The sequence below is a fragment of the Flavobacterium sp. F52 genome, from assembly GCF_000278705.1.
Taxonomy (GTDB): Bacteria; Bacteroidota; Bacteroidia; order Flavobacteriales; family Flavobacteriaceae; genus Flavobacterium; species Flavobacterium anhuiense.
Map to the genome: position 1 here is coordinate 108,147 of NZ_AKZQ01000042.1, position 24,213 is coordinate 132,359.

A 24,213-nucleotide genomic window follows, 5' to 3' on the forward strand; every position below is an offset into this window, starting at 1 on the left:
TTTTATATTTGGAATCTGTCAATTGCTACAGAAGTCGATTTACCAGAAATAATTTCTGTGATAATTTTTCCTGTTGCTGGCGCTAGGCTTAATCCCATCATGGCATGACCTGTTGCTAAGGTTAAATTTACGACTTTTTTGTCTCTAGCAATAATTGGCATTCCAGATGGTGTACATGGGCGGAATCCAAACCAAGTGTCTTCTGCTTTTGGCATTTCCACTTTCATATCAGGATAAAAATCATTAATGCTGTTTATAATTCCTTGAAGTCGGTTTGCGTTTATTCTATTGTCTTTGGTGTGTGTAATTTCCATTGTTCCACCAAATCTTATATCATTTGCCATTGGAGTCACCGCTACTTTTCCTTCACATAAAATAGACGGAATACTAGGCTTTTGAGTCTTATCTTTTAAAGTAAAACTATATCCTTTTCCAGGTAAAATAGAAATGGAAATATTTAGTTTTTTAGCCAAAAACGGACTCCAAGATCCTGACGCCAAAACCACTTCATCAGCTCTAAAAAGCCCTTTATCGGTTACAATTTTTTCTATTTTATTTCCTTCTAAAACAAAATCTTTGACACTAGTTTTAGAATGAATTTCCACTTTTAAACGAGATAATTCTTCTTTGATAAAAGCCATAAATTTTTGAGGATACAAATGGGCGTCGCTTTTATAATGAACACCTCCAATTACATTGGTAGTCGTTCCTTTTTCTAAAAGTGCTACTTGAGATTTGGATAGGTAATCTACTTCTAAACCAAGACGTTCTGCTTCTTTACCTTCGTGGTGCATTTCTTCTTCTACTTTATCGCTTTTATAAAGCATCAAAAGTCCTTTTTCTTCATAAAAGAAAGAATTATTTTCTTTGGCAAAATCCTGATATAATTCTTTGCTCAATAAAGAGAGATCGCGTAAAGCAGGCATTGCTTTTTCTACGTGACGCAAATTGGCATGTTTATAAAACTGCATGCCCCATCTTAATAAATCCTTGCTTAAACGCGGTTTTACATAAAACGGACTACGGCTATCAAACATCCATTTTATTCCTTGTGCAATCATGCCAGGCTGTGCTAACGGAATAATATGTGAAGGCACAATCATACCTGCGTTTCCGTACGAACAGCCATTGTCCATATCTGACTCATCATATATGCTTACTTCGTAACCTTCTTTTGCGAGATAATAAGCTGAACATAAGCCAATAATTCCACCGCCAATAACAGCAACTTTTTTCATAAATTTTAATTCGTTAAGAGTTCTTTGAACTACTAATTATATTTTAAATCTGTGGAATGAAATTATATGTTCCATTAAGAATTAAAATTGTAAAAGATGGTTTTAGCTTCAACAACAACCACGTTAATTTGGCTAAAGCCATCCTATTTACAATTTCTAAAATCCCCTAGTTAAAACTAGGGGTTATTCAAAAAAACAATAATTTAATTTGACCAACAGCTTAATTATATTGTAAATTGATTTTTTAAATAACCTGAAATCCAAATGCATAAGGATCGTCACTTTCATCAATTATAATAGTATTATATCCGTACACTTTTGCCCAGCCTTGAATGCTTGGAACAATAGCTGGAATATCTCCAATAGCAGTTTCTTCTACCACTTTTCCAATAAACTTACTTCCAATATAACTTTCGTGAATAAACTCTTCTCCTTTTTTCAATTTTCCTTTAGCGTGCAATTGTGCCATTCTTGCTGATGTTCCAGTTCCGCATGGCGAACGGTCAATTGCTTTATCACCATAAAAAACAGCATTTCTTCCTGATGAAGTCTCATCTATAGGCGATCCCGTCCATAACATATGTGATACATCTCTAATGGTATCATTTTCTGGATGGATGAAATAATCTGGATATTTTTCATTAATCTTTTTACGTACTTCCTGACTATACTGAACAATTTTGCTTGCTGTAAAATCTTGAACACCAGAAAAATTCTTTTGCGGATCGACAATGGCGTAGTAATTTCCTCCGTAAGCTACATCAAAAACAATTTCACCCAACTCAGGACAATCAATGGTAAGTCCTTCTGCAGCCAGATAAGATTTAACGTTGGTCAGACGTACCCAATCTACTTTTTTGCCAGTCTGCTGATATTCGATATGCACTAAACCTGCAGGCGCTTCCATTTTGATAATTCCAGGAACTTTTGGAGTTACCAAACCTTCTTCGACAGCAATTGTAATAGTTCCAATTGTTCCGTGTCCACACATTGGCAGACAGCCTGAAGTTTCTATAAAAAGAATTCCAAAATCATTATCAGGATTAGTTGGCGGATACAAAATGCTGCCGCTCATCATATCGTGTCCTCTTGGTTCAAACATTAATCCTTTACGAATCCAGTCATATTCTTTTAAGAAATGCTGTCGTTTTTCGCTCATCGAATCGCCTTGCAAATTAGGTCCTCCACCTGCAACAACCCTAACTGGATTTCCGCATGTATGAGCATCTACGCAAAAAAAAGTTTTCTTTATCATTTTATATTTGAGATAGTGTTAGTTTATTATTTACGGTACGAACAATTTGCAGCGGGTTTTCATTTTGCAATTCTGCTGGCAGTAAATGATCTGGCCAATTCTGAAAACTAATCGGGCGTACCCATCTGTAAACCGCATGTATGCCTACCGCTGTATATCGTGAATCTGACGATGCGGGATAAGGTCCGCCATGAAGCATTGAAGCGCAAACTTCTACTCCTGTTGGCACGCCGTTATAGATCAAGCGTCCCACACGATTCTGTAAAGCAGCAATTACTCCTTTATGAGTTTCAATTTCATTTTCCTCACTGATAATTGTTCCTGTAAGCTGTCCTTCCAGCTTAGAAATCACTTCTATTAATTCGGCTTCATTTTCGCATTCAATTAAAATTGAAAAAGAACCAAAAACCTCATTGTGCAATACTTTATTTTTTAAAAACTCTTTCCCATCAACCTTTAGCACAGTTGAAGCTCCATGATTTGGAGTAGTTTCTCCCTTAAATTGAGCTATTTTTGAAACTCCGTTCTGCTCTTCTATTTTTGAAATTCCATTATTAAAATCAGCGTAAATGGAAGGATGAAGCATACAGCCTGGCTGAATTTTTTCGATTGCCTCATTAAGATTTTCAGCAAAGTCATTCAGTTCTTCTCCCTTTATAGCTAATAATAATCCAGGATTCGTACAAAATTGCCCTGCGCCTAAAGTGATCGAACCTGCATAAGCTGACGCCCATTTTTGGCTGTTTTTTTTCAAAGCATTAGGCAGCAGAACAACAGGATTAATACTTCCCATTTCGGCAAATACCGGAATTGGTTCTGGACGCTGTGCCGCTAAATCGCACAAAGCTCGTCCGCCTTTAATACTTCCTGTAAAACCTACTCCTTTTACCAATGGATGTTTAACCAAACTTGTGCCTAGCGTTCTTCCGTCTCCTATAAGGTTAGAAAAAACACCTTCTGGCATGTTAGTTTTCTCAGCCGCTTTTATAATTGCCGAAGCAACCATTTCGCCTGTTCCGATATGCATAGAATGGCTTTTTACAATAACTGGACAACCCGCAGCCAAAGCTGAAGCTGTATCTCCTCCGCTTGTAGAGAATGCAAAAGGAAAATTACTTGATCCAAAAACCACAATTGGCCCTAAAGGTGTTAACATTTTGCGTAAGTCTTCTTTTGCGGCAGGCTGTCTGTCAATTATTGCAGTATCTATTGTCGCTTGTACCCAGCTTCCTTCTGTAAGCATATCGGCAAAAGCTTTCAACTGGCCGATTGTTCTTCCGCGTTCTCCTTCTGCTCTTCCTCTCGGGTAACCCGATTCGGTGCAGTATTGAACTAAAAGATCATCTCCCAATGCTAAAATTTCATCGGCAATGGCATTTAAAAATTTAGCTTTTTGGATACCAGAATAGTTTTTATAACTCGCAAACGCTTGATTGGCCAAAGTAACTGCCTCTTCAATTTCATCTTGAGTCGCCTCTGTAAAAACCCATGGATTTTCTGTATTCAATATTGGATTAAATGTTTTTAGTGATTTTGTACCGCCTGCTTTTAGCTGGCTTCCGATATAATTTTTTCCTGTAATCATGATTTTTGTCTTATGAATGAGTGAAGTGCAGTTTTCAGTCGCAGTTTTCAGTCGCAGTCGCAGTAAACACAGTAACCGAAAACCCTGACCGTAAATGGAAACTGGAAACTGAGACTGCGACTGAAAACTAAAAGCCACAGCCAATCATGCGAATATGCTGTTATAAATTTTTATAGTCTGGCAAAGTTGGTCTAGTGCGTAATCCTTCAGCGATAATAGCTAGAACTTTTTCTCTTTCTGCTCCTTGCAATGGCAATCTTGGCGCACGAACATGTTCTGAACCAATTCCTGTTGCAACTTCTGCTAATTTAATATTCTGAACCAGAAATGCATTAATATCCAATTCTAATAGAGGCAAGAACCATCTGTAGATTTTCAAAGCCTCATCAAATCTTCCTGCTTTTGCTAATTTGTAAATTGCCACTGTTTCTTCAGGAAAAGCACAAACTAATCCAGAAACCCAACCATCAGAACCCATAAATAGACTTTCTAATGCTAATGTGTCAACTCCCGATAATATTTTTAAACGATCTCCAAAACGGTTGATCATTCTTGTAACGTTAGAAATATCTCTAGTTGATTCTTTTACTGCTTGAATGTTATCATATTTCAATAATTCCTCAAACATATCTAAAGTAACTTCAATTTTATAGTCAACTGGATTGTTGTAAACCATAATAGGAAGCGACGTATTTTTTGCCACTTCACTATAAAAAGTAACCGTTTCAAAATCAGACGCTTTGTAGCGCATTGGAGGAAGCATCATTAATCCTTTTGCTCCATCTTGTTCAGCTTTATTGGCAGCTAAAATGGCATTTTTTGTAGATTGCTCTGCAATGTTCATAATTACAGGCACTTTATTTTCTGTTAGCGAAACGGTATGTTTTACTAATTCTCTTTTCTCTTCTTCTAAAAGTGTGCTGGCTTCTCCTAAAGTTCCTCCCAAAATAATTCCCGATACTCCAGCATCTAATTGTGCTTTCATATTGACTTCGAACATGTTGAAGTCTAATTTATCATCTGCAGTAAATTTTGTGGTTACCGCCGGCATCACGCCATTCCATTGAATACTCATAATTTTAATTTTTTATTTAAAGCCAAAATTATCTAGAAACCGCAGAGCGCACCCTTTAAAAATTACCACAAAATGATACTATATTACCCTATATAGAAACAAAACTTAAAAAACAGAACATTATAGCATCATTTTTTTGATTAAATGCAATATATTTGATTGTAACTAACTAACCACTATATGAAAGTTTTTCCATTTAAAATTCCAAAATCTGGAGAAGATCCCCTTATATATCAAGAAGATATCGAAGTATCGTTTTATGATAAACTACACCAACACGAAGAAATTCAAATTAGTTTTATAGAAAAAGGAGAAGGTGCCGTTTTTGCCGGCGATACTATTTCGCAATATCGGGAAGGCGACATTCTAGTAATTGGAAGCAACTTACCTCATGTTTTTAGAAGCGACGTTCAGGAAAATGTAATTTCTGTAATGCGCACTTTGTTTTTTACCTTCAATTCGTTCGGAAGAGATTTTTTTGAACTCTCTACTTTTAGAAATATTCAACCAATCTTAGAAAGCAGCAAAAACGGATTCATTATTCATAACGCACCGAAGAAAGTTGTCAAGTATTTTAAAAAGCTGAAGAAAGCTGACAGTTATACTCGGTTTATATTATTTCTAGATATTCTGAAATGGCTGTCAACATCTGAATATACTCCGCTTTCTAATTATTTATATCAAAAGAAAATAACAGATAATGAGGGCAAAAGAATGCAGATTGTGTTTGAATATGTCATGACCAATTTTCATAAAAATATCACGCTTGATGAAATTGCTTCGATCGCCAGTATGACCAAAAATGCTTTCTGCCGGTATTTCAAAGTCCGGACCAACAAGTCTTTTTTTCAATTTCTAATTGAAGTGCGTATTGAGAGAGCTGCAAAATTATTATCTAATAATGAAGAACTCTCTGTTTTGGAAATTGCCGAATTGTGCGGTTTTAATAATATTTCCAATTTTAATAGAAAATTTAAGGAATTAAAACAGCTTTCGCCTTTACAATATAGGAAACTGAATTTGTAGATTTTGCACTTTAACGCTCCCGATAGCTATCGGGGTTTAAATGATTAAAACAGACGCAAAAAAATCTCAAAATCTGCTAAATCTGCGAGAGAAAAATGCTCGCAAAGTCGCTAAACCGCAAAGTTTTTTTTAGCCACAGGTTATTAAGATTAAAAGGATTATAAATCTGTTAAGAAAAATCTAGACGCAAAAATATTTCACGCAGATCTAGCAGATTGAGCAGATTAAATTAGATTTTCATAAAATGAAACCAAAATAAATCAGCTGTTTACTCTCATTGTTAAACGGGATCATACAGCTGATTTATTTCATAAAAATCTATTTATTTCGAAACTGCTGTTATTTCAAGCACAACACTTGATTCAACTTTCGAAGAGGAAACTCTCAAACCTACATTCATTAAGTAATTTCCTGTAAAAGATTCTCCAGATTCTTGCAGCGTTTTCTTTACTTCTGGCATTAAATTGATTTCTTCAACTTTATAGGTTTTATTGGCATCTAAACCTTGAAAACGCACCAAATTATATTGCGGATCATAAAGCGGATGAAGCGTATACGAAAATAAAACAGCTTTGTCTTTTGATTCGTCAACGTACATTAATACCGCGCGGCTGTCTTCATAAGGAGAAACTATTCTGTACATATCACCATGCCATATTACAGAACTTAGTCTTTTGTAATTTGCAACTGCATCCTGAGTATATTTTAATTCTTTTTCTTTCAGTTCGTTTACATTAATGTCAAAACCTAATTTTCCCATCATGGCAACATCTGTTTTGAATTTAATAGACTGATTTCCCCATGAAGTTACGTGATTACAAATCGAAAAAGCCGGAAAGAACTGCGAATAACCCCACTGAATAAATACTCTATTATAAGGATCTGTATTATCACTTGCCCAAAACTCTGTGAAATATTTTAGGAAAGCATAATCAGTTCTTCCTCCACCTCCCGCGCAAAGCATCATTGGCAAATGCGGATATTTAGTTTTTATTCGTTCCAAGACTTTGTACAAGCCTCTCGTGTATTCAATAAATAAATGTGACTGCTGATTTTTTAAATAGATAGAATATGCATTAGTCATCATTCGGTTACAGTCCCATTTAAAGAATGCCACTCCTCCATTGGTCTGCATGATGTCGTCTACTGTTTTAAACACAAAATCCTGCACTTTAGGATTCGATAAATCCAAAACCAATTGTGTTCTGTAATAACTTTCTTCTCTATTTGGCAGTTTTAAAATCCAATCAGGATGTTTTTCATACAACTCACTTTTCGGATTCACCATTTCGGGTTCAATCCAAATTCCGAATTTAACTCCTGTTTTTTCTGCCTGCTGCATCAGAAAACCTAAACCATTTGGCAATTTTGTTTTGGTTGCCTGCCAATCTCCTAATCCAGATTTATCTCCGCTTCTCGGATATTTATTTCCAAACCAACCGTCGTCTAATAAAAACATATCGACACCCAATGTTTTAGAATCTTCAAACATTTCGGTTAATTTCTTTTCGTCGAAATTAAAAAAAGTAGTTTCCCAATTGTTCAATAAAGTCAAGCGAGATTTGTCTCCATCTTTTACGCCATAATTTTTTGCCCACGAATGTAAATTTCTGCTAGCCTGTCCTTTTCCTTTATTTGAAAAAGTATAAATAAAAGAAGGAGTTGTAAATACTTCTCCAGGCTGAAGGTTATATTCTGAAGCAAACGGATTAATTCCAGAACTGATTCTAAGAGAGTTTTTATTGTCCAGTTCAAAAGTAAACTTAAAATTTCCAGACCATGCAATGGTTCCAGCAACAAGCTCTCCAGTATTTTCTTTAGCTTTTTCATTTAAACTTAAAAAGAAAACTGGCGTTTGATACATATTGGTTCTTACACCCAACTTCGAATCGATTACTTTAGCACCGCTCGTTAATTCGCTTTCCTGCATTCTTACTTCTTTTGCCCAATCTCCATGAAACTGAGTCAGCCAATATTTATCTGCATCAAAGTGTAGCATAGACGAAGCGTAGTTGTACAGCGTTACAGGTTTCTTTTCGCGGTGCACAATTTCTGTCCACTGTTCAATAACATTTTCCTTATAAAAAGCTTTATAATGCAATGTCACTTCGACAGGGTAAACTGGATCTTTCATTTTTATACTAGTTTCAGTCGTATTGCTATCTAATTTTTTTGTTTGATGATTAACATAAACCAGTTCTAAAGCAGGATTTCCATCATTATGCGTTATTCGAATAGCCGATTCAAACAAATTATCGGTTCCGTAAGTTGGATACGCCTGATGTCTTAGATTTAGCAACGGATTTCCATCGTTGATAACAAATGTTCTTTCGGTTTCTTTTGAAAGCGCATTATATGCCGAAGCTTCGAGTTTTGTCCCTAAATACGATTGGTAAAGCAAACCGTTTTTTGCCACCTTTAGAATTAATGCTGTATTCTGGGTTTCAATGGCAATGGGATCATTTTGTGCATTAGTCTTCCAAAACAAAATGGTTAAGACTAATATGAGAAGTGCTTTTTTCATAAAAGTTTGATTAATAATAAATAATGTTTTTTGGGGAGATTTTAAAAGATCACAATACAATCAATTGTAATTCATCTTAAAACTCCGAACATCACATTTATCAATTAAACCACGAGAGAAATTTCATTTAATTATACCCATAAATAAAAGGTTCTATTTGGTATAATTCATAAGAAAAAGTTTTTTTGAGCTCTAATAAACCTTTTATATCAATGTAAAAATGAATTCCAAAAATAGCAAAATATAATTAAATCCATATTTCTGCCTTTAGATTTTCCTTTTTTGGAAAAGTAATCCAAAATAGGCTTTTGATAAAACTTTTAGGCTTTTTTACCGATTCTGATATTTTATTACCTAAAAATCGCTCTGAATCGTAAAACACGAATAAACATAAACAAGTTTACTCTTACATATCAGCTTAAAAACGCTGACTGGTATGGTCAACAAAAGAAAAACGAGTAAAAAATCAAAAATTAGATTGCAAAAAAAATTCTGATACTATATTATCCACTTTTAAAAATCAAAATAATCACTTTTTGACTTCTCAAAATCTCCATTGTTTTTTCCAAAAATTGATTTTAAGAATCAAACAGAACAATAAGCTTTTAATAACAATAAAAACTCACATCTATTAGTCTAATTGACTTTAACTTACACTTTATGCATATATTATCCACTTTAATTTTTAAATTATCTTAAATAAGGCATGTTTTTTACGCATATCTCAAAAAACTGGTAGGTACTGGTATGTGCTGGTTTAGAAACATTTATACTTTTGGTTTTCACATTTATCTCTTTTTCATAAACAATCTGCACGAGCTCAAGGCATTCTGTTTCTCCAAAATGAAAAAGATGAAAACGGACCACGAGAATAAATTACTAACTAACAAAAACCACTAAAACATGACCAAACAAAAACCGACAAAAGAGTGGCTTTCTTCTGAGACATGGAAGATTACCAAACTAACATCTGGAGCCTTATTAGCACTCACTCTACAGAGTTCTTTTGCTGCTGAGTTAACAGAAACCAAATTCTCCACTAAACTGGGCAGTAATCTAACTTTGGCAAAAGATGGCAAAGCTTCAGTGTTTGTAGAAAAACTAGTAAAAGGAAAAGTAACAGGCCCGCAAGGAGAACCGCTTCCTGGTGTAAACATTCTTGTAAAAGGAACAAAAATAACGGCAACAACAGACTTTGACGGTAATTTTACTATTGAAGTTCCAGACTCCAACAGTATTCTTGTTTTTTCTTACACCGGATTTTTAACAAAAGAAGTCCGCGCTGACGACGCTGTAAGCATTCAGCTTGAAGAACAGAATCAGACTTTAAATGAAGTGGTTGTCGTTGGATACGGAACTCAGAAAAAAGCTTCTACAACGGGAGCAATTGCTTCGATTAAAGGAGGTGTTTTGACTCAAAATGCATCTGCAAACGTATCAAACGGAATCGCCGGACGTATGTCTGGAGTAATTGCCAATAACCGTTCTGGAAGACCTGGTGATGACAGTTCTAGCCTTTTAATTAGAGGTTTTAACTCATTTGGCGGAGGAACGAGTCCGCTTGTAGTTGTCGACGGTATTCCTGATCGTGATTTAAACAGAATAAACCCAGATGATATCGAATCTGTAACGGTTTTGAAAGATGCATCGGCAGCTATTTATGGAGTTCGTTCTGCAAATGGAGTAATTTTAGTAACGACTAAAAGAGGAAAAGTAGGTGCTCCAACGATTAAAGTTGACGGATCGTATGGTATTCAGCAGTTAACCAGAATGAGCGAAAGAGTTAATTCTTGGGAATACATGACGTATTACAACGAATTGAATGCTCATAAAGGCACAACGCTTCCTTACACTCAGGCAGAAATTGACAAGTACAAAGCTGGAAACGATCCTAATTATACCAGTACAGATTGGTTAAAACAAGTTTACAGAAAAGATGCTCCGCAAGCCAACCTTTCTCTATCTGTAAATGGTGGGAACGAGCAGGTTAAATATTTCTTTTCTGGACAATATTTAAACCAAGAAAGTAATCTTAGATATAGCGACGAGCGATACAGACAGTTCAATTTAAGATCTAATATTGATGTTAATATTACTTCAAACTTTAAAGTAAACTTAGATATCGCTACTCGTAAAGAAGACAGAAACTTTCCTGCGGTAAGCATTGGAAGCATTATGCACGAGACAGTTAGTATGTATCCTTTTATTCCTGCATACTGGAAAAATGGACTTCCGTCGTCTGGTATCACAAATGGTAGAAACCCAATTTTAATGTCTTCGTCAGCAGCAGGTTATGATCACGTGGTAAACTTAATTGTAAATCCTAAAATTGGATTTGAGCTGAAATTGCCAAAAATAACTGAAGGACTATCTCTTAGCGGATACGCTGCATTTGACTATAATGTGCGTAGTGAAAAGAGATTTACAAAACCATGGGATGCTTATTCGTATGACAAAACAAATGATAGTTACAATAACGTAAAAAACAGCACCAGTATAACTAGTGTTATGCAGGATGAGCGAATTGCAAATCAAAATACATATTTCGCAAAATTAGCTTACGATCGTAAGTTCAATAAACACTCTGTTAATGCTTTTGTAGGTTACGAGCAGACTACAATGGACAAAACCCAAACGTATGCTTACAGAAGAGATTTGTTAAGCGATCAATTGGATCAGATTTTTACTGGAAGCACTAAAGGGCAAAACGCTACTGGCGGCGCCTATCAGGACGGACGTGAAAGTTTCCTTGGAAGAGTGGCTTACAATTTTGATGATAAATATTTTGCCGAAGTTTCTGCACGTTATAACGGATCATTCAATTTCCCTTCGTCAACGCGTTGGGGTATGTTCCCGGCTATAAGCGCAGGCTGGAAAATCTCTGAAGAGCCTTTCTTCAAAAACAATATAAAAGGATTTGATTTACTAAAAATTAGAGCTTCTTGGGGAAGAATGGGTAATGACGATTTGAGAGAAACTATTAATGGTGTAGAATATCTTAACCAATATCTTTTCTTGACAAGATATCAGTTAACAACAGATCAGCAGCTTTACAGCTACTTTGGATCAGATTATACATTAAACAACAGTATTTATCTTTCTTCCACTCCAAACCCAAATATCACTTGGGAAATTCAAGATTCTAAAAACATCGGTTTTGATTTCGGATTCTTTGGAAATAAATTAACAGCGACTTTTGACTACTTCAGTAATAAAAGATCTGACATTCTTGCAGCTAGAAATGCTTCTGTGCCATTATACACAGGATTATCTCTTCCTAAAGAAAATATTGGAAAAACGGTAAACAGAGGTACTGATTGGTCTATTAACTACGCCGACAATATCAATAGTTTTAAATATAGTGTTGGTTTCAATTTTACTTATGCACAGAGTGAAGTATTATTCCGCGATGAAGCGGCAAATATTCCAGCTTGGCAAAAATCAACTGGAAGAGCTATTGATTCTTGGATGGTATATCAAACCAACGGAATTTACCGTACTCAAGCAGAAGTTGACAATTCTCCTCACTTTGAAGGAGCAAAACCGGGTGATCTTTGGGTAAAAGATATTGATGGTGACGGAAGCATCACTTCTAATGATAAAGTGAGAATTCCTGAATCGGCAACGCCAAAAATTGCTTATGGTATTCCAATCAGAGCTGAATACAAAGGTTTTTCTGTAGATATGCTTTGGACAGGACAGGCAAAAGCGAGACAAATGATTCTTCCGCAAGCTCAAGGCGCTATCGTGGCACCACCAAGATGGTTATACGAAGACCGATATACTGCTGATAATCCAAATTCTAAATACCCTGTTGCCTTCAATGATTCTGATCCAAGAAACAATATTCCAGCTGACTTCTGGTTAAGAGACGCTTCATTCTTCAGATTAAAATCTTTGGAGATTTCCTATACATTACCAGAAAAAGTCTTGTCTAGATTCGGAATATTAAATACGAGATTTTATGCGGGAGGAACCAATTTGTTTTCTATCGACCACATGAAACAGTACAATTTAGATCCTGAGACCAATAATACGACAGGAGTAAATTATCCGCAAACCCGTATTTACAGAATCGGTGTAAGTATTGAATTATAACAAGGTAAAAAGATCAAGACATGAAAAATTATAAAATCAATAAACTAATAAATATAAAAAAGAAGGCTCTTATTGCAGCTGCTCTTTTTATCGCAGTTACCACTGTAACATCTTGTAGTGAAGACCCGTTAGATAAAGCGCCTTTGGATTCTTATACAGATGAAAATGTGTGGAATGACTTAAAACTTACCGAAGCTTTTGCTAATAATCTCTATACCGTTTTACCAAGTACGCAGCACAACTGGAACGACAGAACCAACCGCAGCTGGATTTTATCTACTGCTTGTGATGAAGCATTCAATAATTTTAACGATTATGATGTGTGGAATTTAAATTCTGGAGCTCTTACACCAGACAACGCGGGAGATTTCAACACTTGGAAACCTACTTATGCTACCATTCAAAACTGCAACATCTTTTTGTCCCGAATTGATAACGTGCCAGGAGACGAAGCTTGGAGAAATAGATTAAAAGGTGAAGTGCTTTTCTTAAGAGCTTATGCATATTTCAAATTAATTAGTGATTACGGAGGAGTTCCTCTTGTTACTACGCCTTTCGACTTAAACAGTAATTTTAAAGTAGATCGCAGCACTTATGACCAATGTGTCGATTTTATTGTTACAGAATTAGACAAAGCTGCTGAATTGCTTCCTTTAACTGCTAAAGATTTAGGAAGAGTAACAAAGGGCGCAGCTTTAGCTATAAAATCAAGAACATTACTTTATGCAGCAAGTCCGCAATGGAATCCTTCTAATGATTTAACAAAATGGAAAAAAGCGTCAGACGCTGCAAAAGCAGTTATGGATTTAAACATGTATTCTCTTTACGATAAAAAGTACGAAGATCTATTTACGACAAACAATTCAGAAATTATCTTCTGCCGTTTATCTAGTAAAGATCCTCAATGGAGTGCTTTTAATGGCGTAGAAATGTTTAATTCGCCAAGCGGTTTTCACGGATGGGCCAATTTTGCTCCAAGTCAAAGCCATATTGACGCTTATGGAACAGCTGACGGAAAAGACATTACAGATCCAACATCTGGTTATGATCCTCAAAAACCTTATGTAAACAGAGATCCTCGTTTTTACAAAAACATCGTTTATGACGGACGTGCTTACGGAAAACCTGAATTCTTTCAAGATCGTTACGATGCAGGAAGTTCAAATAAAGCCGAATTTTACGAAGGCGGTTTAGATTCTCCACAAGGTTGGGATACTTGGAACGCAAGTAAAACACGTTACACTTTCCGTAAATATTGCGATACAACGTACAATTACAATAATGAAACACAAACTAATAAAGCTTGGATTATATCTCGTTTAGGAGAAATTTATCTAAACTATGCCGAAGCGCAATTTAAATTAGGAAACGAAGGAACAGCCATTCAATATCTTAACTTGATCAGACAGCGTGCAGGAATTACAAATCCGTTACTAGGTTTGACTGGAACAGCTTTAGAGAATAAAATTCGTAACGAAAGACAAGTGGAATTATGTCTTGAAGGATTCCGTTACTATGACGTTCGCCGTTGGAAAATAGCCGAAGAAACTGAAAATAAACCTTTAATGGGAGTAATTATTACCAAAAATAGTGACGGATCTAAAACCTATACCTACGCTAAAGTCCAGGAAAGGATTTTCAAACCGCAGCATTATTTGCTCCCAATTCCGAGAGATGAAATTAACAGAACAGGTTTACCCCAAAACCCTGGTTATAATTAAAAACTATAACCGATTAAGCAAACCCATCTAGAGGGATGGGTTTGCTTTTAAAATGTCTCTAGAAATCAATCCAAATTGAAAATAGCGTTATGAAAAATCATTTTATGGTTTGTGTGGCAAATTGCTGTTTCTTTCTGAATTCATTCAGTCAGGAAACAATTACTTTCAAGTCTACAGAACCTGCACTCCAGCTGGCATTTGAACGTGCAAAAAGCATGGCTCTGAGCTATAAAGGAGATTCGAACGATCCTGTTGGACCATGGTATGAAGCGGCTCTGCCTTCCCGATCTGCATTTTGCATGCGCGATGTCTCTCATCAAAGCATTGGCGCAGAAATCCTTGGATTGAGTAAGGAAAACAAAAACATGCTTTCACTTTTTGCGAAAAATATTTCAGAAAGTAAAGACTGGTGTTCGTATTGGGAAATCAATAAATACGGGAAACCAGCTCCTGAAGATTACAGAAATGATAAAGAATTCTGGTATAATCTGAATAGCAATTTTGATGTCATATTTGCTTGTTGGAGATTGTACTTATGGACAGGCGATGAAGATTATATCAAAAATCCTGAGTTTGAAAATTTCTTCGAAAAATCATCAACAGCTTATATTGAGCGCTGGATTTTAGAAGCCGATTCGCTATTAACCAGACCAGAATTTGTAAACACTCCTGTTTCATTTAACGTCAAAGATGATTTTCATAAATGCCGTGGACTAGCTTCTTATTCCGAAGGCATTCCGGGTTTAAAAATGGGGGTCGATTTGGTTGCAGCCATTTACAAAGGATTACTTACCTATTCTTCTATTTTAAAAGAAAAAGGACAATTTGAAAAAGCTGCTTTTTTCGAAAAAAAGGCGATTAGATATCAAGAACAGATCGAACAAATCTGGTGGGATCAAAATGCATCGGCTTACAATGTAATTTATGCCGCTGATGGTAAATTTAGCAAAGATGCGGGCGAACTATTTTTATTATGGTTCGATGTTTTGGCAGATACAGACAGAACTGAAAAGACAATTAAACACATTCTTTCAGAAAAAAGCAATGTAGAAAATGCTTCTTATCTTCCGTTCCTTTTATACAAATATGGTTACGAAGACAAAGCATACGAATACATTTTACATTTAACCGATCCTGAAACCAAAAGAAGAGAATATCCTGAAGTTTCATACGGCGTAATTGAAGGCATCATACATGGCTGTATGGGCATAGAGCCAGATGCATCGAAAAAAACAATAACAACAATACATCGAGGAAAAAAAGACAGCATTTCTGAGGTCGACAATTTACCCGTGTTACAGACAACATTAGCTGTAAAACACGAAAAACAAACCACTACAACACTACACAACAAAGGCGAAAAATTTATAGAATGGAAAGCAATGTTCCCTGGGAATTATACTTCTATCTTTATAAATAATAAAAAAGCTGCCGTAATTCATGAAAAGGACAACAAGGGAAATCCCTACACTGCTATTACAATTCGTGTGAATCCTGGACAGAAAATAACGGCGGCCTGTCGCTAAAACAACTCGTCCAATGTACTACTCATACAATGGATACAATTTAAAATCAAACGCTATGAAGATATCTTCTAGAAAAAAACTTAAATCCTTTTTATTGGTTCTTATTGCTTTATGCTTTATAGCAAATACAGCATTTTCACAAGAAGATCAACGTTGGCAAATTAATACCGACGGTTCTATTTCTTGGCAAATAAACAATAGCATTCCGCATGATGATCATATCGAAATGAGTGGTAAAAGAATCTCGTGCGTTCTGAGATATGGCGTTTCGGCAGATGGTTCATTTCATGCAACCCGCAGCTTGGTTTGGCCAATGCTGAGAACCATTCCTAATAATACGCATGCGAGTTTAACGCGTCAGTTTGCACAAGATGCTTTTGATCTTGTTACTGTAAATTACAAACCGATTGCAGCAGAAAAAACGGTTTCATTGACTCTTAATGGAACCTTATTCGTCAAAAGCAAAACAGATAAACTTGAACTTACCAGACAATTTTTTACTTCTACGTCTTTGGCGGTTTATAACGAAATTTACACCATTAAAAACAGCTCAGAAAAAAACTGCATAGTAGAAATTCCAAAATCAAATGCAGTTTATACTACAGATCCAGCAAAAGGAACTGAAGGCAGTTACACTATTCATGCAGATCTTATTAATAATGGAAATTTTAATCTGAAACCAAATGAATCGGTTAGCTTTTCTGTTGTTTATTCAGGCGTAAAAGCAAACGAAACCGTTACTGCAGTAAACGCTGAAGAAGAAAAAAGCAAACGTTTAGAATTGATTAGCGAAATATGGAGCAAATTGATTTTGGAAACGCCAGATCAGGTTTTGAATACCGAATTTGCTTTCGCGAAAATCAGAGCGGCTGAAAGTATTTTTGAAACCAAAGGCGGTCCAATGCACGGTCCAGGCGGAGAATCGTATTATGCTGCCATTTGGGCAAACGATCAAGCGGAATATATTGGTCCATTCTTCCCGTATTTAGGATATGACTATGGAAACAAGGCTTCATTAAATGCCTATCTTCAGTTTGCCAAATTCATGAATAAAGATTACAAACCTATTCCGAGTTCGATTGTGGCAGAAGGAACAGATATTTGGGCTGGCGCAGGAGATCGCGGAGATGGCGCTATGATTGCTTACGGAGCTGCTCGTTACGCACTTTCTAGAGGGAATGCAGATGAAGCAAAACAATTATGGACATTAATTGAATGGTGCTTAGAATATTGTCGCAGAAAAATAAATTCAGATGGCGTTGTTGCTTCAGATTCTGATGAATTGGAGGGGCGTCTTCCTGCAGGAAAAGCCAATCTTAATACTTCTTCTTTGTATTATGATGCTTTAAATTCTGCCGTTTATCTAGGCAAGGTTTTAGGGAAAAACGAAACGCAGCTAAAAGCATATAAAGCCGAAGCTGAAAAATTAAGAACCGCTATAGAAAAGTATTTTGGAGCTAAAGTTGAAGGTTTTGAAACGTACAAATATTACAAAGAAAATGATGTTTTAAGAGCTTGGATCTGTACTCCGCTTACAATGGGAATTTATGATAGAAAAGACGGAACTATAGATGCCTTATTTTCTTCTAGATTATGGACTAAAGATGGTTTGGCAAGTGTTGCCGGAGATAAAATATTCTGGGATCGTTCTACTTTGTATGCTTTAAGAGGCGTTCTAGCTGCTGGCGAAACAGACAAAGCGCTAGATTTCTTGCATTATTATTCTAACCGACGTTTATTGGGAGATCACGTGCCATATCCTGTAGAAGCATATCCAGAAGGCGATCAGCGTCACCTTTCGGCTGAAAGCGGTTTGTATTGCCGAATTTTTACAGAAGGATTATTTGGTATTCGTCCGACAGGTTTGCACAGTTTCGATTTTACGCCAAGACTTCCTAAATCTTGGTCTACTATGAAACTAAAGCATATTCATGCATTTGAACGTGATTTTGATATTACCGTTGAAAGAGCTGGCAAAAATCTAAAGTTAAAAATAACTGACGGAAAAAAACTAGCGATCAATAAGGTTATTAAAGATGGTAATACCATAAATATTAAGTTATAATTTTTTTTTTGGAATTATTGTTTTTGAAGCAAACCTCCGAAATGTATCTTGGAGGTTTGTTTTTATTCGAGTAGTTTTTTCACGCAGATTTAAACCAATAGAATCTGCTAAATCTGCGAGAGAAAAAAAATATAAATAAAACTGCCTCCCGCAGATCTTGCAGATTTAGCAGATTATTTTATAATACAGTATATCTGTAGAGACGCACCGCAGTGCATCTACGCCCAATATATCAAGGAGATTTGTTTTTTATATCAATAGATTTATATACAGATTTAAACAAAAAAATCTGCTAAATCTGCTAAATCTGCGAGAGAGAAAAATATAAATAAAAATGCCTCACGCAGATCTTGCAGATTTAGCAGATTATTTTATAAATACAGTATATCTGTAGAGACGCACCGCAGTGAGTCTACGCTCAGTATATGTGCAACAGGAAAATCTTTGAGGACAAACGTACGCGAGACGCACTGCAGTGCGCCTCTACAGAATATTAGAACGATAATAAATCTATCTCTATTTCAAAGCCTTAAACAATATTTCTACCGGATGCAATGCTTTTCGCCCCGTTCCATCAGTAATTTGATGTCTACAGCTCGTTCCTGATGCAGAAATTAAAGTAGCTGTTTCTTCTTTTCTAATTGTCGGAAACAAAACCAGTTCTCCAATTTTCATCGAAATATCATAATGCTCTTTTTCGTAACCAAAAGAACCTGCCATACCGCAACAGCCGCTTGGAATATTCAAGACTGTATAATTCTTAGGAAGAGAAAGTATCTTTTTAAGTGGCACTAAGGAAGATAAACTTTTTTGAAAACAATGCCCATGCATGCGAACTCTTTCTGTCTGTTCTGTAAAACTATCCGATGTAATACGTCCAGTTTCTAATTCTTGAGCTAGAAATTCTTCTATCAAGAAAGTTCTTTTCGCGGCTGTTTTCGCTTTTGCCTTCAAATCTCCACGACATAAATCAGGATATTCGTCACGAAAAGTTAATATAGCCGAAGGTTCAATTCCAATCAAAATACCATCACTTGGAATCGCTTTTTCAAAATCTATAATATTTTGTTCTGCAATTTCACGTGCTTCTTTTAGCATTCCTTTTGAGAGATATGTTCTTCCGCTTATACCAATCTCTGGAACTAAAACCTTGTATCCTAATCTATTGAAAAGCTTGACAGCGGTCTGCCCTATTTCGACATCATAATAGTTGAGAAATTCATCATTATACAAATAGACATTTCCATTTCTAAAATCACCTATTTGGTTATAACTTTTTATCCATTTTCCAAAAGTAGTTTTATGCATCAAAGGCAATTGCCTTTCTACAGCAAAACCAGTACTTTTTTTCATCCAATATCCGAGAATTCCTTTGGTTGACAAATTATAAAGCCACGGAACCGAGGCAAACAATTGATTTATTTTCGGTGTATTTCCAATCAGTTTAGATCTGAATTTTACACCGTTTTTATCATGATATTGCTGTAAAGTTTCAGCTTTCAATTTTGCCATATCTACGTTTGAAGGACATTCCGACTTACAGCCTTTACAGCTTAAGCATAAATCTAAAACCTCGAGCAAGTTCTCATCATCAAACCTATTCGCTTTAACTGAGTTAGTAATGGTTTCTCTCAACATATTGGCACGCGCTCTTGTAGTATGTTTTTCGTCTCGGGTAGCCATATAACTTGGGCACATTGTGCCTCCGCTCTTTTCTGTCTTTCTGCAATCGCCAGATCCATTGCACATTTCGGCGGCACGAAGAATTCCGTTGTGTTCCGAAAAATCGAAATAAGTTTCAGGCATTGGCGTATCCTGTCCAGCCGTATATCGCAGACTTGTATCCATAGGAGGCGTATTCACGATTTTCCCCGGATTAAAAACACCCCACGGATCCCAAACCTTTTTTATTTGAACAAATAATTGATAAATTTCATCTCCCAACATTAGCGGAATAAACTCACCTCGAAGCCTTCCGTCTCCATGTTCTCCACTCAGCGAGCCTTTGTATTTTTTTACCAAATGCGCAATATCGGTTGCAATAGTTCTAAAAAGTGCTGTTCCTTCATGAGTTTTTAAATCTATAATTGGTCGCAAATGTAATTCACCTGTTGCAGCATGTGCGTAATGCACACAATTGAGATTTCTCTTTTTTAGAATAGCATTAAAATCTTCAATAAAATCTGGCAGATCATTTACATCAACTGCTGTATCTTCAATTACTGCAACAGCTTTGGCATCACCGGGAATATTAGATAATAAGCCCAATCCTGCTTTTCTTAATGCCCAAACTTTATTGGTATCTTCACCGTAAACAATGGGGAAATGATATCCGAGATTTTTAGAACGCATCAAAGCTTCCATCTCTTTGGCAACGCCGTCTATTTCTTCTTGCGAATCTCTTAAAAATTCAACCGCTAAAATAGCTTGAGGATCGCCTTTCACAAAAAAACGATTCTTGCTTTGTTCGATATTTTCTTTGGTACATTCCAGAATATAATGATCGATTAATTCTACACTATCCGGATTAAACTTCAATGCTTCAATATTGGCTTTTAAAGATTCATGAATGCTTTCAAAATGAACACAAACCAAAGCTGAATAAGGTTTTAAGGCATCAACCAGATTCAGTTTTATGGCTGTAGAAAAAAACAACGTTCCTTCAGATCCTGCAATTAGTTTACAAAAATTAAACTTTTCATCAGTATCATTAAACGGACTGCTATCAGCCAATAAATCTAAAGCATATCCTGTATTTCTTCTTGGAATTGATTTCTTTGGGAAATTAGCTTCAAATAAATTTCGGTTATGTTCAGATGATAGTATTTCTTTAGCTTGAACATAAATAGCCTGTTCTAAGGGACTCACAACATTAATTCCGTTGTATTTATCTTCAAATTCTTTATTGGTCAAAGAGCCAAAAACAACTTCGTTTCCATCTGCCAAAAATCCTTGTATTTCAAGCACATGTTCGCGAGTAGATCCATACACAACGGATCGGGCTCCACAGGCATTGTTTCCCACCATTCCACCAATCATGCATCGATTACTAGTAGAAGTTTCTGGGCCGAAAAAAAGTTTATACGGTTTTAAATGAAGATTCAATTCATCGCGAATTACTCCAGGTTCCACCCAAGCCGACTTTTCTTCCTGATTTACCGAAATAATTTTGGTGAATTCTTGCGAAATATCGACCACAATTCCGTTTCCAACCACTTGTCCAGCCAGCGAAGTTCCAGCCGCACGAGGAATGATACTGCTCTTGTTTTCTTTAGCAAAAGCAATAATTTTCTGAATATCTTCTTTAGTTTTCGGAATCGCTACAGCCAAAGGCATTTCTTTGTAAGCGCTTGCATCTGTTGCGTAAAGCAGACGCATGGTATGATCGTAAAATAATTTTCCTTCTAATTGCTTTTCTAAACCTTCAAGTTTTGCAGAAATCTTTGGGAGGGTATTATTATTCATTTTAATATTTTATTATATCGGTGTCCTTTTATCCGAAAATGGATTAAAGTCAGTAATAATCTTTGTTTGGTGCTTTTTATTATTTTGAAAATACAATTCAGAAACCCAATGAAGATTTTGTCATTTCGACCGAAGGGAGAAATCACACAAGAAACTCCTCAATCAAAATCACCTATCTTTGTCGAATCCCTCGTGTGATTTCTCCCTTCGGTCGAAATGACAATATTGCGTTTATAATTCGCTTAATGCAATATCTAATAACTCAACCATTTCATCAGCATTTTGTTTATTAAACGGCATTGGCGGTTTTATTTTTAAAACATTGTGCAGAGGCCCATCTTTACTTAACAAATAACCTTTTGCTTTCAGTTTTTCGACTACAATATCTATCTCGGGAATAGCGGGTTCCATGGTAATTCTGTCTTTAACCATTTCTGCTCCAATAAATAATCCGTGTCCTCGAACATCACTAATGATAGGATATTTATGCATTAATTTTTTTAATCCATCCATCAAATAATTACCAGTTTCCAATGCATGCTGCTGCATTTCTTCCTGCTGAATTACATCTAAAACAGCCAATCCTGTAGCCATAGAAACAGGATTACCGCCAAAAGTATTAAAGTATTCCAAGCCATTGTTGAAAGCTTCTGCAATCTCTTCGGTTACAATTACAGCTGCCAACGGATGCCCGTTTCCTATTGGTTTTCCTAAGACAACAATATCTGGCACCACATTTTGCAATTCGAATCCCCAGAAATGATCTCCAATTCTTCCAAAACCAACTTGAACTTCATCTGCAATGCAAACTCCTCCTGCCGCACGAACATATTCATATACAGTTTTTAAATAGTTTTCTGGCAACGGAATTTGACCGCCGACTCCTAATAAAGTTTCACAGATAAAAACTGCTGGCGCCTTATTTTCTTTCTTTAAATTTTCGATAATTAGCTGTACATCTGCAGCATATTTTTCTCCTGCTTCTGCATCGCCATATTTATAAGGACCTCGATACAAATCTGGATTAATTGCTTTATGAATCCAAGGCATTTGACCAGAACCGCCTTTGCTGTCAAATTTATATGGACTCATCTCCATTGCCACTGTCGAAGTTCCGTGATAAGCGTGATCGAGTACGATAATATCTTTCTGTTTGGTGAAATGACGGCTCATACGAATAGCCAAATCATTGGCTTCACTACCCGAATTGACAAAATAACAAACGCTTAGTTTTTCAGGTAAAGTTGCCGTCAACCTTTGCGCATAATCCGTTATGGCGTCATTCAAATATCTGGTATTTGTATTTAAAGTCGCTATTTGATGCTGCATTTTTCTAACCACAACTGGGTGACAATGTCCAACATGCGATGGATTATTTACACAATCAACAAAAGTTCTTCCTTTGTCATCATATAAATATTGCAAAGCTCCTTTTACAATTTTTAATTTTTCTTTGTAACCAATGCTTAAATTTCTTCCTATTTTCTGTTTTCTAATTTCAAGAAGCTCAGAATAATCGTTATCATTGATTAATCCATCAAAACCACACCCTTTTCTAAACGCATCTTGCGCTTTGATTGGATTTACTTTTATCCATTTATATAACAAATCCCAAGCTGGTTTTTCGGTAACAAAATGGTGTTCGTTGTTACTGTCTAACGATGCATTGTAAGCCGATTGAGTTACACTAATGCAAAGTCTTCCTGCAATTAAATAATACAAAAGATCCAATTCTTGCTCGGTAAGTGCATACGAATTATGATATCCTTCAACAATTTTTGCCGCTACAGCTAATGGATCTTCTTCATCAAGCATCGCATACACACAGGCAATCGCAAGGTTATTGATTAAAGCCGTGTAAACCATATCTCCAAAATCAATCAGTCCGCTAATGCGATTGTCTTTCACCAAAACATTATAATCGTTGGCATCATTGTGAATGTAGGCATGCCTTAATCGGTGTAATTGTGGCAATACTTCTGTATCAAACTGCAATAAAAAGTAGCCAGCAATACGTCTTCTTTCATGGTTTACAATATACTTTAAATTATCTCCTGCTTCACTTGCACGGCTAATATCCCAAGTATAATTGCGATGCATTGCTGGATGCGAAAAATTAGCTAATACAGCATCCATATTACCTAAAAAAGAACCTAGATTATAATGGAGCTCGCTGTTTTTGTTCTTCTCGTCTACCCAAAAAGTACCTTCCAGAAAGTTGAGAATTCTAATATGATAGGTTTGGGAATCTGTTAGTATCTCAGTCAGTCCCTCGCCATTTTTATTAAGGCAAAAATGCTGAAAACAATCTGAAATAGCACTATTGCCAAGATGCCTCAAAATTGAAGCTTGTGCCTTTAAAAATGGAAATGAATGACTTTCATTTGATACCTTTAGAATATATTTTTCGTTTTTATCATCGGACAAGAGAAAATTCAATTCGTCATATCCATTTAATGCTTTTACGGCTACATTTAATCCGTAATGTTCTTTTACTAAGTCCTGAATAACTGTTTCTGAAAAAATCATTGCTATTCTATTAAATTGTTTTTGTTTTTTTTTTAGCCACTAATTGCACGAATTTGCGCTAATTTTTCAAGTCTTTAATTCGTGTAAATTAGTGTAATTCGTGGCA

At 35.9% G+C, this 24,213-nt stretch carries 12 protein-coding genes; 5 read left to right on the forward strand and 7 right to left on the reverse strand.

Annotated features, from left to right (window positions below; translation table 11 throughout):
• Positions 1-2: 2 nt before the first annotated feature.
• The 4 genes from FF52_RS22185 to FF52_RS22200 form a co-directional block, all read right to left on the reverse strand.
• Positions 3-1,238 carry an NAD(P)/FAD-dependent oxidoreductase gene (locus FF52_RS22185; RefSeq protein ID WP_008469127.1) on the reverse strand — a complete coding sequence of 412 codons (1,236 nt, stop codon included), beginning with the start codon at positions 1,236-1,238 and terminating at the stop codon, positions 3-5.
• Between the two features lie 244 nt (positions 1,239-1,482).
• Positions 1,483-2,493 (reverse strand): 4-hydroxyproline epimerase, encoded by a 1,011-nt coding sequence (locus FF52_RS22190; RefSeq protein WP_008469128.1) that lies wholly within the window; start codon positions 2,491-2,493, stop codon positions 1,483-1,485.
• A 1-nt stretch (position 2,494) separates the two neighbouring features.
• Positions 2,495-4,078, reverse strand: a complete 1,584-nt coding sequence (locus tag FF52_RS22195) for an aldehyde dehydrogenase (NADP(+)) (protein ID WP_008469130.1) — start codon at positions 4,076-4,078, stop codon at positions 2,495-2,497.
• A gap of 160 nt (positions 4,079-4,238) precedes the next feature.
• Positions 4,239-5,153: a dihydrodipicolinate synthase family protein gene (locus FF52_RS22200; protein WP_008469132.1), complete on the reverse strand. Its 915-nt coding sequence runs from the start codon at positions 5,151-5,153 to the stop codon at positions 4,239-4,241.
• A gap of 180 nt (positions 5,154-5,333) precedes the next feature.
• On the opposite strand from FF52_RS22200, the gene FF52_RS22205 reads away from it, so the two are divergent.
• Positions 5,334-6,179, forward strand: coding sequence for an AraC family transcriptional regulator (locus tag FF52_RS22205; RefSeq protein ID WP_008469133.1), 846 nt, complete (start codon positions 5,334-5,336; stop codon positions 6,177-6,179).
• 322 nt (positions 6,180-6,501) lie between these two features.
• On the opposite strand, the gene FF52_RS22210 is transcribed toward FF52_RS22205, so the two are convergent.
• Positions 6,502-8,703, reverse strand: a complete 2,202-nt coding sequence (locus FF52_RS22210) for an alpha-galactosidase (protein WP_008469134.1) — start codon at positions 8,701-8,703, stop codon at positions 6,502-6,504.
• Positions 8,704-9,606: 903 nt separating this feature from the next.
• On the opposite strand from FF52_RS22210, the gene FF52_RS22215 reads away from it, so the two are divergent.
• The 4 genes from FF52_RS22215 (at position 9,607) to FF52_RS22230 (ending at position 18,113) form a co-directional block, all read left to right on the forward strand.
• On the forward strand, positions 9,607-12,801 hold the full coding sequence (locus FF52_RS22215) for a SusC/RagA family TonB-linked outer membrane protein (protein WP_008469135.1): 3,195 nt from the start codon (positions 9,607-9,609) through the stop codon (positions 12,799-12,801).
• 20 nt (positions 12,802-12,821) lie between these two features.
• A complete protein-coding gene (locus FF52_RS22220; RefSeq protein ID WP_008469136.1) occupies positions 12,822-14,522 on the forward strand; it encodes a RagB/SusD family nutrient uptake outer membrane protein in 1,701 nt (566 codons plus the stop codon).
• 89 nt (positions 14,523-14,611) lie between these two features.
• A complete protein-coding gene (locus FF52_RS22225) occupies positions 14,612-16,048 on the forward strand; it encodes a hypothetical protein (RefSeq protein ID WP_008469137.1) in 1,437 nt (478 codons plus the stop codon).
• A gap of 13 nt (positions 16,049-16,061) precedes the next feature.
• Positions 16,062-18,113, forward strand: coding sequence for a hypothetical protein (locus FF52_RS22230; RefSeq protein ID WP_008469139.1), 2,052 nt, complete (start codon positions 16,062-16,064; stop codon positions 18,111-18,113).
• 516 nt (positions 18,114-18,629) lie between these two features.
• Here the strand turns inward: FF52_RS22230 and FF52_RS22235 are convergent.
• Both FF52_RS22235 and FF52_RS22240 read right to left on the reverse strand, forming a co-directional pair.
• Positions 18,630-21,578: an FAD-binding and (Fe-S)-binding domain-containing protein gene (locus tag FF52_RS22235; protein ID WP_008469141.1), complete on the reverse strand. Its 2,949-nt coding sequence runs from the start codon at positions 21,576-21,578 to the stop codon at positions 18,630-18,632.
• Between the two features lie 231 nt (positions 21,579-21,809).
• The gene (locus FF52_RS22240; protein ID WP_008469142.1) at positions 21,810-24,107 is read right to left on the reverse strand and encodes an aminotransferase class III-fold pyridoxal phosphate-dependent enzyme; all 2,298 of its coding nucleotides are present in this window, start codon (positions 24,105-24,107) and stop codon (positions 21,810-21,812) included.
• Positions 24,108-24,213 lie beyond the last annotated feature (106 nt).

Bases quoted from the DNA above. Each gene is read 5' to 3' on its own strand.
- FF52_RS22195 (WP_008469130.1), bottom strand. From the start codon at position 4,078: ATGATTACAGGAAAAAATTATATCGGAAGCCAGCTAAAAGCAGGCGGT.
- FF52_RS22240 (WP_008469142.1), bottom strand. From the start codon at position 24,107: ATGATTTTTTCAGAAACAGTTATTCAGGACTTAGTAAAAGAACATTAC.
- FF52_RS22235 (WP_008469141.1), bottom strand. From the start codon at position 21,578: ATGAATAATAATACCCTCCCAAAGATTTCTGCAAAACTTGAAGGTTTA.
- FF52_RS22210 (WP_008469134.1), bottom strand. From the start codon at position 8,703: ATGAAAAAAGCACTTCTCATATTAGTCTTAACCATTTTGTTTTGGAAG.
- FF52_RS22185 (WP_008469127.1), bottom strand. From the start codon at position 1,238: ATGAAAAAAGTTGCTGTTATTGGCGGTGGAATTATTGGCTTATGTTCA.
- FF52_RS22225 (WP_008469137.1), top strand. From the start codon at position 14,612: ATGAAAAATCATTTTATGGTTTGTGTGGCAAATTGCTGTTTCTTTCTG.
- FF52_RS22190 (WP_008469128.1), bottom strand. From the start codon at position 2,493: ATGATAAAGAAAACTTTTTTTTGCGTAGATGCTCATACATGCGGAAAT.
- FF52_RS22205 (WP_008469133.1), top strand. From the start codon at position 5,334: ATGAAAGTTTTTCCATTTAAAATTCCAAAATCTGGAGAAGATCCCCTT.
- FF52_RS22230 (WP_008469139.1), top strand. From the start codon at position 16,062: ATGTACTACTCATACAATGGATACAATTTAAAATCAAACGCTATGAAG.
- FF52_RS22200 (WP_008469132.1), bottom strand. From the start codon at position 5,153: ATGAGTATTCAATGGAATGGCGTGATGCCGGCGGTAACCACAAAATTT.
- FF52_RS22215 (WP_008469135.1), top strand. From the start codon at position 9,607: ATGACCAAACAAAAACCGACAAAAGAGTGGCTTTCTTCTGAGACATGG.
- FF52_RS22220 (WP_008469136.1), top strand. From the start codon at position 12,822: ATGAAAAATTATAAAATCAATAAACTAATAAATATAAAAAAGAAGGCT.